At 54.2% G+C, this 14,305-nt stretch carries 16 protein-coding genes and 2 pseudogenes; 9 read left to right on the top strand and 9 right to left on the bottom strand.

Going from position 1 to position 14,305, the window contains the following annotated elements; translation table 11 throughout:
• Positions 1–74 precede the first annotated feature (74 nt).
• Positions 75–710, top strand: coding sequence for a phosphoribosyltransferase (locus LX66_RS22120; protein WP_145717639.1), 636 nt, complete (start codon positions 75–77; stop codon positions 708–710).
• A 2-nt stretch (positions 711–712) separates the two neighbouring features.
• Here LX66_RS22120 and LX66_RS22115 read toward each other — a convergent pair whose 3' ends face one another.
• On the bottom strand, positions 713–1,714 hold the full coding sequence (locus tag LX66_RS22115) for a GlxA family transcriptional regulator (protein ID WP_145717638.1): 1,002 nt from the start codon (positions 1,712–1,714) through the stop codon (positions 713–715).
• A gap of 126 nt (positions 1,715–1,840) precedes the next feature.
• Between LX66_RS22115 and LX66_RS22110 the strand changes: the two genes are divergently transcribed.
• Complete coding sequence (locus tag LX66_RS22110) at positions 1,841–2,638, top strand: helix-turn-helix transcriptional regulator (RefSeq protein ID WP_145717637.1); 798 nt, start codon at positions 1,841–1,843, stop codon at positions 2,636–2,638.
• 51 nt (positions 2,639–2,689) lie between these two features.
• Positions 2,690–4,690, top strand: coding sequence for a M1 family aminopeptidase (locus LX66_RS22105; protein ID WP_145717636.1), 2,001 nt, complete (start codon positions 2,690–2,692; stop codon positions 4,688–4,690).
• On the opposite strand, the gene LX66_RS22100 is transcribed toward LX66_RS22105, so the two are convergent.
• Both LX66_RS22100 and LX66_RS22095 read right to left on the bottom strand, forming a co-directional pair.
• Positions 4,691–5,362, bottom strand: a complete 672-nt coding sequence (locus tag LX66_RS22100) for a flavin reductase family protein (protein WP_145717635.1) — start codon at positions 5,360–5,362, stop codon at positions 4,691–4,693.
• A gap of 74 nt (positions 5,363–5,436) precedes the next feature.
• Positions 5,437–6,363: a LysR family transcriptional regulator gene (locus LX66_RS22095; RefSeq protein WP_145717634.1), complete on the bottom strand. Its 927-nt coding sequence runs from the start codon at positions 6,361–6,363 to the stop codon at positions 5,437–5,439.
• A gap of 99 nt (positions 6,364–6,462) precedes the next feature.
• On the opposite strand from LX66_RS22095, the pseudogene LX66_RS22090 reads away from it, so the two are divergent.
• Positions 6,463–7,629 (top strand): annotated as a pseudogene (locus LX66_RS22090) (MFS transporter); the annotation flags it as partial.
• Here the strand turns inward: LX66_RS22090 and LX66_RS28665 are convergent.
• A pseudogene (locus LX66_RS28665) lies at positions 7,558–7,707 on the bottom strand (hypothetical protein); the annotation flags it as partial. The pseudogenes LX66_RS22090 and LX66_RS28665 overlap by 72 nt on opposite strands.
• 159 nt (positions 7,708–7,866) lie before the next feature.
• On the opposite strand from LX66_RS28665, the gene LX66_RS22085 reads away from it, so the two are divergent.
• Together LX66_RS22085 and LX66_RS22080 are read left to right on the top strand one after the other, a co-directional pair.
• Positions 7,867–8,052, top strand: coding sequence for a type II toxin-antitoxin system HicA family toxin (locus tag LX66_RS22085; protein WP_145717633.1), 186 nt, complete (start codon positions 7,867–7,869; stop codon positions 8,050–8,052).
• A gap of 142 nt (positions 8,053–8,194) precedes the next feature.
• Positions 8,195–8,566 carry a hypothetical protein gene (locus LX66_RS22080; protein WP_145717632.1) on the top strand — a complete coding sequence of 124 codons (372 nt, stop codon included), beginning with the start codon at positions 8,195–8,197 and terminating at the stop codon, positions 8,564–8,566.
• Between the two features lie 73 nt (positions 8,567–8,639).
• Here LX66_RS22080 and LX66_RS22075 read toward each other — a convergent pair whose 3' ends face one another.
• Positions 8,640–9,005, bottom strand: coding sequence for a winged helix-turn-helix transcriptional regulator (locus LX66_RS22075; RefSeq protein ID WP_145717630.1), 366 nt, complete (start codon positions 9,003–9,005; stop codon positions 8,640–8,642).
• Between the two features lie 96 nt (positions 9,006–9,101).
• Between LX66_RS22075 and LX66_RS22070 the strand changes: the two genes are divergently transcribed.
• Positions 9,102–9,770, top strand: coding sequence for an NAD(P)H-dependent oxidoreductase (locus LX66_RS22070; RefSeq protein ID WP_145717629.1), 669 nt, complete (start codon positions 9,102–9,104; stop codon positions 9,768–9,770).
• Between the two features lie 11 nt (positions 9,771–9,781).
• Entirely contained in the window at positions 9,782–10,384 is a 603-nt protein-coding gene (locus tag LX66_RS22065) for a short chain dehydrogenase (protein ID WP_145717628.1), read from the top strand.
• Between the two features lie 12 nt (positions 10,385–10,396).
• Here LX66_RS22065 and LX66_RS22060 read toward each other — a convergent pair whose 3' ends face one another.
• The 3 genes from LX66_RS22060 to LX66_RS22050 are packed head-to-tail and all read right to left on the bottom strand — an operon-like array spanning position 10,397 to position 12,487.
• The gene (locus LX66_RS22060; RefSeq protein ID WP_145717627.1) at positions 10,397–11,317 is read right to left on the bottom strand and encodes a TIM barrel protein; all 921 of its coding nucleotides are present in this window, start codon (positions 11,315–11,317) and stop codon (positions 10,397–10,399) included.
• Between the two features lie 55 nt (positions 11,318–11,372).
• A complete protein-coding gene (locus LX66_RS22055) occupies positions 11,373–11,963 on the bottom strand; it encodes an outer membrane beta-barrel protein (RefSeq protein WP_145717626.1) in 591 nt (196 codons plus the stop codon).
• A 41-nt stretch (positions 11,964–12,004) separates the two neighbouring features.
• Positions 12,005–12,487 carry an SRPBCC family protein gene (locus tag LX66_RS22050; RefSeq protein WP_211366473.1) on the bottom strand — a complete coding sequence of 161 codons (483 nt, stop codon included), beginning with the start codon at positions 12,485–12,487 and terminating at the stop codon, positions 12,005–12,007.
• Between the two features lie 237 nt (positions 12,488–12,724).
• Here LX66_RS22050 and LX66_RS22045 point away from each other — a divergent pair, with 237 nt between their 5' ends.
• Positions 12,725–12,985 carry an RNA recognition motif domain-containing protein gene (locus LX66_RS22045; protein ID WP_145717625.1) on the top strand — a complete coding sequence of 87 codons (261 nt, stop codon included), beginning with the start codon at positions 12,725–12,727 and terminating at the stop codon, positions 12,983–12,985.
• 22 nt (positions 12,986–13,007) lie between these two features.
• Here LX66_RS22045 and LX66_RS22040 read toward each other — a convergent pair whose 3' ends face one another.
• Entirely contained in the window at positions 13,008–14,279 is a 1,272-nt protein-coding gene (locus LX66_RS22040; protein ID WP_145717623.1) for a BamA/TamA family outer membrane protein, read from the bottom strand.
• Positions 14,280–14,305: the final 26 nt, after the last annotated feature.

Here is a 14,305-nt window from a genome sequence, read left to right as displayed (position 1 = left end):
TTTTTAAGCCCGCGCAACAAAAGGGTGGCATCCCAATTGCAGGAACATAGGTACGGGACTTAAAAAACAACGTTATGTTTCACAACAGGATAACAGCCGGATACGAACTGGCATCCCGGCTGAAAAAATTCAGGGATGGCGACGGCGTAGTAATGGCCATACCCAGGGGAGGAGTGCCGGTGGGCTACGTGGTGGCCAAAGAGCTCAACCTGCCGCTGAGCCTGGCGCTGGTAAAGAAAATAGGGCATCCGGGTAATAAGGAATATGCCATTGGCGCAGCCAGCCTTGCAGACAGCTATGTAATCCCGCATGAAGGGGTATCGTCCGGCTATATAGACGCTACTGTAGCGCGTGTGCGGGAACGGCTGCAGGAAATGCAGCACACTTACCAGGATCATAGCCGGCAGGAGCCGCTCAGCGGGAGAACGGTGATCATTGTAGATGACGGGATCGCTACGGGCAATACCCTGCTGGCCACGGTTGAAATGCTGCGCCGGGAGCGCCCGTCCAAAATAGTAGTGGCGGTCCCGGTGGCATCAAGAGAAGCTTTCCTGCAGCTATCCGATGCGGCAGACGAGATTGTTTGCCTGCGGGTGCCGGAAGTGTTCTGGGGAGTAGGGGCATTTTACGAAGATTTTCACCAGGTAACGGATCACCAGGTGATCTTCTACCTGCGCAAGCTAAGGGAACAGCATAATGAGCGGGTGTAAGCTTAAGCCACGCCGGTTTTTACGTGGTTGCCGCTCAGTTCCCGGTTGTACCGGTTGCGGTACTGTACGGGCGACAGGCTGGTAAAGCGCTTGAATGTTACACGGAAAGCCTTGGGGTCGGTGTAGCCCACCTTGTACATCACTTCGTTCACATTTTCGCGGGAAGATTCAAACCTGGCTTTGGCGGCCTCCACTTTTACCCGTTGTATATATTCCACCACGGTGTTGGCGGTGGCCTTTTTGAAACGGCGCTCCAGGTTGCGGCGGCTCAGCGCCAGCATGCCGGCCAACTGGTCTACGGTGATCCTTTCCTCGAAGTTCGCTTCAATGAATTCCTGCGCCTTGCGGATGGCATCGTCCTCATGGTCCTTCTGCCCGCGGAACATAATAAAAGGCGACTGGCTGTCGCGCTGGATATCTATCTGGAAGGCTTTGGAGCAGAACATGGCAATTTCCCGGCCAACATATTTCTCTATCAGGTACAGGACCAGGTTCAGGTAGGAGAAAGCGCCCCCGCTGGAATAAATGCCGTATTCATCCGTTATGATCTTGTCCTCCACCAGGTTCACTTCCGGGAACATGCGGCGGAAATCGTTGGCCGCCATCCAGTGCGTAGCGCACTTGCGTCCCGTGATCAGCCCCGTGGCAGCCAGCAGGAAGGCGCCTACGCAAAGGCTGGCCACCTCGGCCCCTTTCTTGTACTGGTCCTGTATCCAGGGAATAAAACCCTGGTTTTGCTGCAAGGCGTTTTCCATGTCACCCTGCAGGGCAGGAATAATAATGAGATCCGTTTTGGCGACATCGGCAATCACCGCATCTGCAAACACGGTGTACATGCCCTTGTATACCGGTACTTCCCTGGCCAGGGCCACCAGTTGTACCTTGAACATGGGATCTTTGCCGGAGGCGGCCAGCAGCTCGTTCACTTCGCTGAACACCTGCCGGGGGCCTTCTACGCTGCCTAATACGGCCCCGTGGGGCACGATGATGGATATGTGTATCATACAGTAAAGGTAAGCGGGAAGGTTGTCACAATCAACCCGTACAGATGTCGCATTTACACCCCCTTCCATGCAGCCATTTACGAGGGCCTTTTTTGCAGAAACGGCGCGAATGCTTATTTTACGGTCATGGCCCTTGTATTGCCCACAGGTACTTATTTCGGGGAGGAACGCAAGCAGGAGGAAAATGCCTGCTTGCGGGTGAATATTACCCGTTACGAGCCGCTCACCGGCATCCGGGAGCACTATCATGAGAATGCCTACCTCAGCCTGCTGATCAACGGTCATTACCAGGAACGGCACAAGAGGGAGGACCGTATTGTGGCGCCCGGCGAAGTGATCTTCCGGCCTGCCGGTTATGACCATGCCAATCATTTCGGGGGGCAGGGCGGCAGTTGCCTCAACATCGAGTTCCGGCGGGAGGCGCTGCAGGAGCTGGCGCCTGCGCGGGTATTACCCGCTAAAACCACCCTGTACCCGCCCGGCGCTTTTGCGGGCCTGTACCGCCTGCTGTACTGTTTTGTGAATGACCTGGCTCCCGGGCTGCCGGAGGAATACCTGTTTCACTGGCTGGCGGAAAGCATGGCTGTTAAAGTGCCTGCCCGCCTGCGCTGGCTGCCCGCGGTAAAGGCCATCCTGGAAAATGAGCTGGATGTGCATCACAGCATTGCTTCCCTGGCCGCCAGGGTACATGTGCATCCCGTGTACCTGGCCCGCGCGTTTAAGGAGCGGGAAGGGCTGACGCCCGGTGAGTACCATTTGCAGGTACGGGTGAAAAAAGCCATGGAGCTGCTCTTCCGCACACAGCAGTCCGTTTCCGCTATCGCTTATGCTACGGGCTTTGCCGATGCCGCCCACCTGATCCGCTCTTTCCGGCTATGCTACCAGGTATCTCCCCACAAGTTCAGGATGGCCCTGAAAAGTTAATACGGTTCAATTTTTCCTGCCTCAGCCATTGTTCCTTTGCAGTAAAAAAGTATGCGCCATTCTATTTTCCTGGTCAGGCTATGCAGCGTTTTGCTGCTATGCTGTCCGTTTGCCTTGTCCGCCCAGGAGCAGTTGCACTACGACCTGCAGGTGCAGGCCAGCCTGCAGCAGCGCTCCTTTGCGGTAAAGGGTACCTTGTCTTTCCTCACCGCTGCCTATGCCACCGATTCCGTGGAGATCGTGATCAGCCAATGTGAAGCCCCGCCCATGCTGCGCCTGCTCACTGCCGGCGTGAAAATAGCCGTGATGGATACGGCGCAGAACCGGCATGGCGATATGGCCTACCGTTTTAAATTCGCGGAAAAACAGGCCCCCGGCACCCGGCTGGAGTTTGCCTATGCATACGACCGCGGCGCCAGGCCCTCGTTCCAGTATTATATTGACAGCAATTTTGTGATGGCCTGCGGATACGGGTCCGCCTGGTACCCGCAGGTGTCTTCCCGCGCGGAGGATGGCAGCACCAAATACACGCGTGGCAAAGGCCGCATTACCGTTACCACCAATAGGGAACTGACACCTGTAATGGCGGCGGCCACGCTGGACACTGCTTTCAGCGGCGGCTATAAAGTATCCGCCTTCGATTATGAGCAGCCGGATATTTTCACGCTTTACATCGGGAACTATGCGCGGCAGGAAAGCCGCGGGGATGTTCCCTTTTACTGTTATACGCTCAGCGCTAACGTGAACGGGGATACGCTGGCCCGCAAGGCATCGGAGGTATTGCATTTCCTGACAAGGCAGTTTGGCCCCCTGGATATTCCCGGTTTTTCCATCGTGGAATTCCCGGACTATGTATCCGAGCGCACCGGCATAGGAGGGGCCAGTATCAAAGGCGGTATACTGATGCCTTCCCGTGCGCTGCAGGAATTTAATTACGCGCTGTTCGGGCACGAGCTGTCGCACCAGTGGTGGGGCAACAAAGTGATCTCCAAGGGACGGAAAGGCGCGGATATGCTGTCAGAAGGGCTGGCGCAGTACGGCTCCCTGCAGGTGGTGCAGCATTTTGACAGCAGCCGGGCCATCCTGTACCGCAGAACGGGCTACCCCGGCTATATCCCGGACCAGTCCGGCTTTGGCTACCTCAAGAATATAGCGGCGGGCAATGATGAGCCGCTGGATGACCTGCATGGCAGCAACGGTCACCTGCTGGGCGACAGCAAGGGGTTCCTGGTGCTGGAGCTGCTATCGGCCACCGTGGGTAAAGCGCGTTTTCACCAGGCATTGCGCCACATAGGGGAGCGGTACAGCCGCACGGGCCTGCGCTGGAGCGATTTCCTGCAGGAGGTAGCAACTGCGCACGGCGGCAGCCTGCAGTGGTTCTACCGGCAATGGTTTGAGCGCACCGGTGCGCCTGCCTGGGAAACCCGGTGGGAGCAGCAACAAAACAAACTAATGCTTACGCTCACGCAAAAGGACAGCCTGTACCGCCTGCCCCTGGAAGTGCTGGTTACCTATGCTGACGGCCGCACTGCACTGGAAAAGATCGAGGTGCGGAACAGCGTCAACAGCATAACGTTGCCGGCAGACGGTGAAGTCAGCAAGGTGCAGGTAGATCCCTTTTTTAAAGTGATCCACTGGGATGAAGCGCTGCGGCCGCAGGCGCTGGCCATGGGCAAGGTACAGCAGGTGCTGAAACTGTTCACGGAGCAAAAGATCCAGGAGGCGGCAGCGCTGGCGCAGTCTTTCCTGGACAAGGGATTGCCGGATGATACCTTTGGCGTGGAATTTTCCCTGCTGTATTACCTGGGGCGTATGAAAGGCATACAGCAGCAGCACGGGGAAGCCCTGCAATACTACCAGCGCGCGCTGCAATGCCCTTACCGCCTGCCGCAGCAACTGGCTTATACCTATTACCGCATTGCGCAGATCGCGCAACAAAAAAAGGATACCGCGCTGTTCAGGTGGGCCTGTGACAACGCGGTGAAAGCAGATAGTATGAATGGCGGGAAGGACGATATGCAGGCAAAAGTGACGCAACTGGCAGCGCTGTGATCATACGGCCAGCTCGCGGGCGCGGTCTATATCGGGACTGTAATACAGCGCTTCCGGTATCTGCGCCAGCGTGGAAGGCTGCACCTGCGGGCCCAGCCCGTAGAACTGCTGGAAGGACATGATCAGCGGCCGCCATTTGTCAGGGTCCACGCGGTTGGTATGCCCTTCCGCCAGGATGGAAGTATCCAGGTATACCCGCTGTATGCGCAGCTCTATGGTTACGATCCGGCCCTGCTGCAGCGGGTTGTCCGCCGCTACCGGGTGCACGGCCGCCACGCCGGCCTCCATCTGTACCGGGCATTCCTGTACGCGGGGCGCGGCCACGGTTTCAGCAGGCAGGGGGGTAAGGCCGGCCAATGCAAATTTTTCCCGCACGTAACGGTAGCCTTTCTGCTGCTTGCCGGCCGGTACCGGGTTGCTGCCGGTAGTGCGCGCCAGGCGGTTTACCGCGGCGGCCTGCGCTACGGATGGCAGGTTGAGCACGCATTGCCCGCTCCGAATAATGTTCTGCGTGGTTTTGGAAGGGGCGGCCAGCCCCAGCATGCAGCGCCAGCCCAGCCAGAAGGCGGAGGACATGGGCGCCAGGTTGTAAGAGCCGTCTTCATTCACCGTGCTGATCAGCACTACGGGCGTGCCGAAGTATAAAATGGGTGGTTCACTTTTTATGTGCATAGCAAAGCATGTTTTACATGAACACTGCAAAGCTATGCCGGCGCGGGGCGCGTGAAAACCCGGTTCTTGCGGTCTTAGGCCGGTTGGAGCATGTCCTGCTGCTCTACGGCCTGCTCCCGGAAGAAGCCTTCTAGGATACCGATCTCCCTGGCAAACATGGTCTTTTTCCGTTTGCCGAAGTACAGCGTGTTCTCTATGCGGTGATTCCCTTCCCACACTTCTTTCAGCTTGCCCTCCTGCAGCTCTGTCCTGCACAGGAAATCGGGCATGATGGAAAAGCCCTTGCCGTTGCTCAGGCAGCGCACGATGGAGCATTTGTTGGGCACAATAAAATTGGGCTTGAAATCCGGGTGCCGGTTAAAGTTCAGGTGCCAGAACCTGCGCAGGTTTTCCATGTCTGCCGCGGTGCTGTACCACACCTGCTGTTTGAGCCATTCTTCCGCCTCCGCGATCTTCTTTTTCCTGATCAGTTGCTGAAAGGGGCGGCTGTCTTCCTGTCCGCCGCCTACCAGTATGATCCTTTCCCTGGAAAATGGCACGTATTCCAGGTTGGGCTGCTGTCCTTTCTGCGGGCAGATAATGAGGTCCAGCAGGCCGTTGTCCAGGTCGTGCTGCATCTCCGGGTATTCCCCGAATTTGATGGTCACGTTAAAAGGCAGGGAGGCGATGTACTGCTCCAGGGTGAACTGGAAGGTTTCCAGGCACATGCCGATGCTGATGGTGGCTTTATTGGTATCTCCGCTTTTGTGAAAATGCTGTTCCGCCGCTTCCAGCTTCTCCACTGCTTCAATGATGAAATTGTACAGCATTTTGGCGCGCTCCGTAGGCACCATCCTGCGGGCTGCACGGTCAAACAGTTTGTAGCCCACGTAGTTCTCCAGGGAGTTGAGGTGCAGGCTTACGCCCGGCTGGGATACATACAGCGCCTGCGCCGTGGCGGTGAGGGAGCCGGTTTCATAAATGGTTTTAAAAGTGCGGAACCATTCCATATTGAGCAGCATAATCTATTATTTTAATGATGCAAATATATCATTTAACTTATTATGCTAATAGTTAAGATGCCGGTAGTTTTGTTCCCGCAATACAAAAACTTTTAGCATATGGATGTAGTAACAAGTATGCCTGTTGCGGAAACCCGCGCCAGGAAAGGATTGCCCGCGGCATTGTGGGCGCTCACCATCAGCGCGTTTGCCATTGGCACCACGGAATTTGTGGCGGTAGGCATCTTGCCCACTATTGCACAAAGCCTGCACGTAAGCATATCGTCCTCCGGCCTGCTGGTCAGCATTTATGCGATGGGCGTGGCCCTTGGCGGTCCCATACTCACCGTGCTGACGGGTAAGCTGCCCCGGAAGCCTTTGCTGGTGGGATTGATGGGACTTTTCATTGCGGGGCATATTGCTTCCGCCCTGGCGCCCAGTTTTGCCGCCCTGCTGGCGGCCAGGTTCATTTCCGGTTTTGCGCATGCCGTTTTCTTCGGCGTGGGCGCCACCATTGCCGCCACACTGGTAGCGCCCGATAAGAAGGCCACGGCCATTGCCATTATGTTTGCCGGGCTTACCATCGCCATTATTGCCGGCGTGCCGCTGGGTACTTTCATCGGGCAGCATTTTGGCTGGCGCGCTACGTTTGTGGGCGTGGCCTTGCTGGGCGTGATCGGTTTCTTTGCCACCCTGCTGCTCCTGCCCGGGAATCTTAAACAAGGTCCGCCGCTGCGGCTGAAGGACCAGTTGCAGGTAGTGAGAAGCGGGCCCATATTGCTGGTGCTGGCCATTACGGCCTTGGGTTACGGCGGCACTTTCGTGACCTTTACCTACCTGGCTACGCTGCTGGAAAAGATCAGCGGTTTTTCCGCCGGCGCGGTGGGCTGGCTGCTGCTGGTCTACGGCGTGGCTATTGCACTGGGCAATATGATAGGAGGGAAGGTGGCCAACATCAACCCGGCCCGGGTGCTGATCCGCCTGTTTATGCTGCAGGCGCTGGTGTTGCTGCTGTTCACATTCACCGTTCATTACCAGGCGCCGGCTGTTATCACCCTGTTTGCCATGGGCCTGTTATCCTTTGCCAATGTGCCGGGACTGCAATTGTACATTGTGCAACTGGCGGAAAAATACCTGCCGGGCACGGAAGACATATCGTCCTCCCTGAACATCTCTGCTTTTAACCTGGGTGTGGCCATTGGCGCTTATGTGGGTGGTTTTGTAGTAGACCATGCAGCGTTGGGGCTGGGGGCTACGCCGTGGATAGGTGCGCTGATCGTGCTGCTGGGCGGGGTGCTGACGGTGTATAGTTACAGGAGGAATGGGGAGGTAAAAGAATAAAAAAATTTGGCGGAAGGTAACAATTTTGTTACCTTTGATAAGGTTCTTTGAAATATTGGAAATCGGCTTTGGTCGCTACTGCAGAAAAACCAGGGCCGGCATGAAGTGCATGTTATGCATTGGATGATCTGCTGTCTATGTTTTTGGAAGAAAGGATATATATAGTTAGCAAAAAAATTACAGATGCATTTCAAGGAAGTTTTATCAATCTTAAAGAAAGATGGTTGGATAATAAAAGTACAGAAGGGTAGTCATATCCAGTTAGTCCACCCAACCAAACCAAAGAAGGTTACGGTACCTGCACATGGGAAAAAAGATATTCCCCCTGGTACACTGAATGAAATTTGGAAGCAAGCGGGGCTGAAATAGCCCGCTTGCTCCTTATATAAAACGCTTAATTCTGAATCTTCAATTTTTTTGAAAGTAAGCTCGAATTAACTAAACCGTTTATCTATTACCAAAAACTGAAAAATCTGCCCTAAATCAAAAGGAGGAGAAAATTATGCATGCAATGGAATTGATTATCGAAAAAGCAGATGTAGGCTTTCTTGGAAGAGTACATTGCGAAGATAATCTGATCATCGATGAAGCGGATAACCTTGAAACATTAGAAGAAAACATTAAAAAGGCCCTGAAGGAATTTCACGGCTTAAACCCGAAGGACGTCAAATTTGAACGTAAATATGACCTCTCCGCTTTATTTGAGAAATTTAATTATTTGAAAATTTCAATTGTGGCTGAATTAGCAGGACTCAATGCTAGTTTGCTGCGCCAATACGTGACAGGTGTTAAACACCCTTCTGTAAGCCAAGCCAAGAAAATAGAAGAAGCAATTCACCGTATTGGGAATGAATTAAATCGCATACATGTGTATGCTGAGTAATTTTTTGCGATGGACCTTTCAAACACCGACATCTTTAAGCCCTGGCAATCGAGCCAGGGCTTTTTTATTGTCCTTACCCAGGCAATTGCACCTCCCTGTGCGCATCACCCCACCGCTCCAGCGCTTTCCACACCGGTATCAGTTTTTCCGCGCTGTCAGTCAGCCGGTACTCTACCCGGGGCGGCACTTCCGGGTAAACGGTGCGGTGAAGCAGCCCGTCCTTTTCCAGCTCCCGCAGTTGCAGGGTAAGCATGCGGTCCGTAATGCCGGGCAGTATCTTTTTCAGCTCAATGAAACGCAGCGCCCTGTTTTCCAGCTTGTACAGGATCAGCAGCTTCCAGCGCCCGCCCAGCAGGTCTATGGCGTATTCCATGCCGCAAAGGTCATTCAGTTTTTCGCGGTTAATGCTGTTCGTAGACGTCATCTTTCTCTTTGCCATTACTTACATTTTTGTGTGTGGCGTACAACGGGTTGCCTCGCTGCAAAATTAACCATATGAGGATAATTTTGCCCCGGTTAATAAAATAATACTACTATGAATGTGTTAATCGTATATGCGCACCCGGAGCCCAAAAGCATGAACAATGCCATGTTTAAAGCCGCCGTAGAGGCGCTGACAGCCGCCGGTCACCAGGTGCAGACCTCCGACCTGTACGCCATGCAGTTTGATCCTGTTTCCGACCGTGCTAACTTTACCAGCGTGCATAACCCGGCATTCTTCAAACAGCAGTTGGAAGAGGTGCACGCTACGGAGGTGAATGGCTTTGCATCGTTCATCGACGCGGAACAGCAGAAAGTGGAATGGTGCGACCTGATGATCTGGCAGTTCCCGCTGTGGTGGTTTAGTGTACCGGCCATCCTTAAAGGTTGGGTGGACCGGGTGTTTGCCATGGGCCGTATGTATGGGAACGGGCATTTTTATGAGAACGGTATTTCGAATGGCAAGAAGGCCATGCTAAGCCTCACGACCGGCGGAGCGGAAGAAACCTATATTGAGGGAGGTTTACATGGTGACCTGGCCGGGATACTGCGCCCCTTGCATCGCGGCATACTTGAGTTCAACGGCTTTTCCGTACTGCCTCCGCAGGTAGTGTATGGCCCGGCCAGGATGACGGAGGACGGCCGCCGGCAGGAACTGGACAACTGGCAGCAGCGCCTGCGCGATATTGTGAATGAACCGGTTTTTACTGTAGGTGCTTACTAAACTGATCACATATGAAAATTCTCCTGGTAGGCGCTACCGGCGCCATCGGCAGGCAGGTAAAAGCAGCCCTGGAGGTCCGGCATGAGGTGATCACCGCGGGCCGCAGCAGCGGCAACCTGCAGGTGGACATTGCCGATGCCGCCTCCATTGAGCACCTGTTCAAACAGGCGCCGGCGCTGGATGCCTGTATTGTTACCGCCGGCTCCTCCCACATGGAAAGCTTTCAAACGCTGAGGGAGGAAAGCCTGCTGCCGGATATCCGGAGTAAGTTGCTGGGGCAGGTGAACCTCGTGCTTATCGGGCAGCATTACCTGAATGATAGGGGATCTTTTACGCTAACCTCCGGCATTCTGGCGGATGAGCCGGCGCGCGGTACTGCCGCTGCATCCGTTGTAAGCGGGGCCATACACAGCTTTGGGATGGCGGCTGCTGCGGAACTGCAAAGGAACCTGCGGATCAACGTCGTAAGCCCGGGACTGGCGGCGGATTCCTATGCCGCCATTGGCCACCTCTTTCCGGGCTTTAACCCGGTGCCGATGCAGAAACTGGTGAACGCCTACCTGAAGAGCGTGGAAGGAGTGATCAACGGGCAGGTGATACGGGTATATGAATAAGCAATGGAGGGTTTAATACCCCCATTGCTGCATCATGTGCAGGTCTTCCTTCACGCATTCCAACGGCGTTTTGCCCTGGTAGGACTCCTGCTCTATAATAAAGTGCGTGGTGCCGCCGGACTTTTTGCCCAGGTCTATCACTTCTTTTACCGGGATCACGCCCTTGCCCAGCACTGTGCTTTCATAGTCTCCGCCCATTTCACCTTTGGTTGATTTGATCTCATCCTTTACATGCATCAGCTCAAAACGGCCGGGGTATTTTTTTACTATATCCAGCGCAATGCCGCCGGCATGGTACATATTGCCGATATCCAGTTGCTGGGCCACCAGGGAGGGATCGGTGTTTTCCAGCATCAGGTCGAAGAGCTGCCGGCCGTTCAGCTTTACGCTGAATTCAAAGTCGTGGTTATGATAGCCGAACTTCATGCCTGACTTTTTACACAGCTCCCCGCTTTTGTTGAACACGTCCATATAGGCCATGAAGCCGTCGTAGGTTTTGCGCAGCTCTTCGTCCAGCCAGGGGCTGATCACATATTGCTGACCCACGGTGGCGGCATCTTCCACGGTGTATTTCCATTCATCTGTAAAATCCTTCTTTGCTGCATCCCAATGCCGTTTAGCCATCACCGTATGGCCGCTGGGCATCAGCAGACCCAGGTCGTCCAGCCGCTGTTTGAATGCTTTGGGCGCCCAGCCGTAAAATTTGCGGTTCACGTAGTTGGCATGTTCCACGTACTTATATCCCATACCGGCTATTTGCTGCAGGGTGCCGGCAGGGTCCCGCTTCATATCATCGCGCACGGAGTACAACTGTACGCCGGTGATGGCTTTGATCTTTGCGGTGGCCAGCAGCCTGCCGGCGCCCGGCAGCAGGGCGCTGCCTGCCAGCGCCACGGCGCCTTTTTTCAGGAAGTCTCTTCTTGACGTGTTCATGGGTAGTGGTTTAGGCTGGTTAAAATAGTGAAATTTACACGAATTTCACTATGCCTTAAAACCGGGCATAGGCGCCTACGCAGAACAGTCCCTTATAGCCAAAGCCGGCTTCCGCAAAGCCGCCCACACGGGCGCCAAACCGAGCCCCGATGCCGGTGACCTGGAAATTGAAATGCCCTGTGCTTTCCGATGATTCCGCACCGCCGCCCGGCTGGTACTTTTCATTATGGGAGGTATAGCCCAGACCCAGGCCGGAGTACAGGGTGAAGAAGGGGCGCCGCACATAACGGTAGTCCACTTCTGCGGCAATGGTGTAATAGTCCCTTTTGATACGGCCGGTGTGCACGCCGTCCTGCCAGGCGTCCGCGTTGGCATGCTCATACACCAATGTGCCGCCCACTCCCAGCCGCCCCATCACCAGGTATTTGTATGAGAGATGCACGGCGCCGGAATAGTTCTCATTATCCTGGCTGATCTCCCCGCCGCTTACAGCGGTGGCGAGCACATCGGAAAAGGCATCCAGGAAATCGCTCGTAGTGCCCAGCCCGTAACCCAGGCTGATCTCGTGGCGGCGATCCTGTGCAAAGAGGCTATTGCCCGCCAGCAGGCAAAGGGCGGACAAAAGGAATAGTTGTTTCGTTTTCATAAGCGTTATTTTAATAGTTAATTCATAAGCGTAGTAACAGGTTAACGCTCCACTGCATCCTTAAACGCCTGTAGTATGTAGGGCCAACCCTGTTCGCTGCCCATGGCGGCTGTATAGTCTTCCCAGCCCTCGCCGTAGCGGTCAAAACCGCTGTGCACCAGTTTTACGGTAGTAGCATTGTTTCCGGCGGGCTCAAAGTTGACGCTTACTTTACCTGCTTTGCCCGGGTCCGGTTCCGGTACACGGGCCGGGCTGATCTGCCAGGTAAAAGTAATAGCGGAAGGCGGGCGCACAGACAGTACACGGCCCCAGTCGCAGCGGAAATGATGTGGCCCTGTTTCATAACATTTTCCACCCTCCCGTGGTTCAATCTCTATATGTTCCAGTTTGTCCTGGCTCCAGGTATATGCTTTGGGCCACCAGTAGGCCAGTTGACCGGTAAATACCCGGAAGGCGTTCTCCGGCGGGGTTTGTACGGTAATGGTAGCGGTGATGCCGGTTTCCATATCGTTCTTTTGGTGCATGCGCCACAAAAATACTGCCACGTACAGGCAGGCCGAGCATTCAAAACAACATGGCCGGTTAAAAAGATTATCCGTACCTTTAGGATGTCATAGCCATTTACTGGATGCTTTTCTTATAGCTGGTTTCTGACAGCTAACTGCCGGCAAGTGCATGTTCCGGCCATCATACATTCCTATACAAAGAGTGGTAAAGTAACACAAGACCGGCCATTTGTTCATTTCTTAAATTAGTGTACTATGAACCTGTATGTATCAAATTTAATGTCACACATTACAGCAGATCACCTGAAAAAGTTGTTTTCCGAATATGGTCCTGTGGTTTCCTGCAGGGTTATTTCCGACAGGTTCACCGGTGCTTCGCGTGGCTTTGGATTTGTGACCATGCAGCAGGATGACGAAGCAATGACCGCTATGAAAGAACTACAGGGAAGGAACGTAGAAGGAAGGTGCCTGGAGGTAGAAGAAGCCAGGGCGCCTACCATCGAGCCAACTTATTAAGCAGGAATGCAGCCTCGCATTGTTAGAATGCTTCTCCCAGGTTAATGTAAAATATCCGGTCGTGCCGGCTGATGCCAAAGTCCAGCGCAATATTCGTATTGGAGCGCTTGTTGAACTTGATGCGCAGGCCTGCGCCGGCTGCCGGATGGAAACCGGTGAACCGGTATTTATCCGGTTGCGTAACGGTATTCATGTTCACAAAAACGGTAAAGCCCAGCAGGCCGTCGGCCGTAATATCCCGCCGGTATTCCGCCTCCAGATTAAAAAGCCCTTTGCCCCGGTAACGGTTTTGCTCGATGCCCCGGCCACTCCGGTTATTAGGTTCCCATCCAATGCTGGGCAGGTCCAGGTACGGGGTTTTGTTGCCCAGCACCGTCCAGTAATACCCCCATAAGGCCAGCACATGCTGTTGCCAGGAAGGTCCGAAATGAAAATATTTCCGGTAGTCCACGTACAGGGAAGACCAGTAGTCATCGCTGCCCAGGAAGCGCGGGTTCAGGCGCAGCACGGCATTGGCATAGTACCCGGACTGCGGGTTGATGGAGTTTTGCCGGCTGTCCTTCAGGAGGTTCAGGGAGATACCGGATGAGAGGGAGTGGCTGCCTGGCTCCGTGCCGTACCGGTATTTTACAAAAGTGGGCAGGTACATGGAGTCGTTGTTCTTTAGCTCTATGGAGTAATGCCAGTCCAGGTGGTAGCCCAGTCCCGCTAGCAGCCGTGGCCCGATCTTGCGCATAAAGGTCTGGTAAAAGCGCACGTAGTTGTTGTCCAGCAGTTGCTTTTCATTATCCGGCACACCTTTGCCCAGTCCCCAGGTATATTGCGGGTTCACGATAAAGCGCATGTCGCCTGTGATATTATGCTGGTTGCCTTCCAGCCACAGGTTGGAATGGAAGGAAAAAGAAAAGCGCCCGCTAAAGGAGAAGGAAGGGGAGAACGATACGTTGGACAGGAAGGTGCTGCGCCGGGGGCCCAGGTAAAAGGCCGCATTGGTAGAAGTGATCAGCGCCGTGCCGCCCCCGGGTATATTGGTGGGCACCGGTATCAGGGAATAGTATATTTTCCCGTTGTCGCTTTTTTTGGGGACATTTCCCCGCTTAATGTGGAATGTGTGCTTTAATATCCCGATAATATCCCGTTTTAATACGGAGTCTTCCTCCTCTTCATAATATCTCCGCTTCTGCAGGTCCGTTTCCTTTTGTTGCCCCGCCACCCAGCATGGCAGCAGGAGGAATGGGAGCAGCAGTATCTGTTTGATATAAGTGAACGGCTTTTTGGGTGAGCGGCTATACATACTTTAAGTGGAACGTTTAACTTAAT

This window comes from Chitinophaga japonensis, from assembly GCF_007830125.1.
Taxonomy (GTDB): Bacteria; Bacteroidota; Bacteroidia; order Chitinophagales; family Chitinophagaceae; genus Chitinophaga; species Chitinophaga japonensis.
Note: the sequence above shows the minus strand (reverse complement) of the source record. Positions and strands in the feature narration are given on the sequence as shown.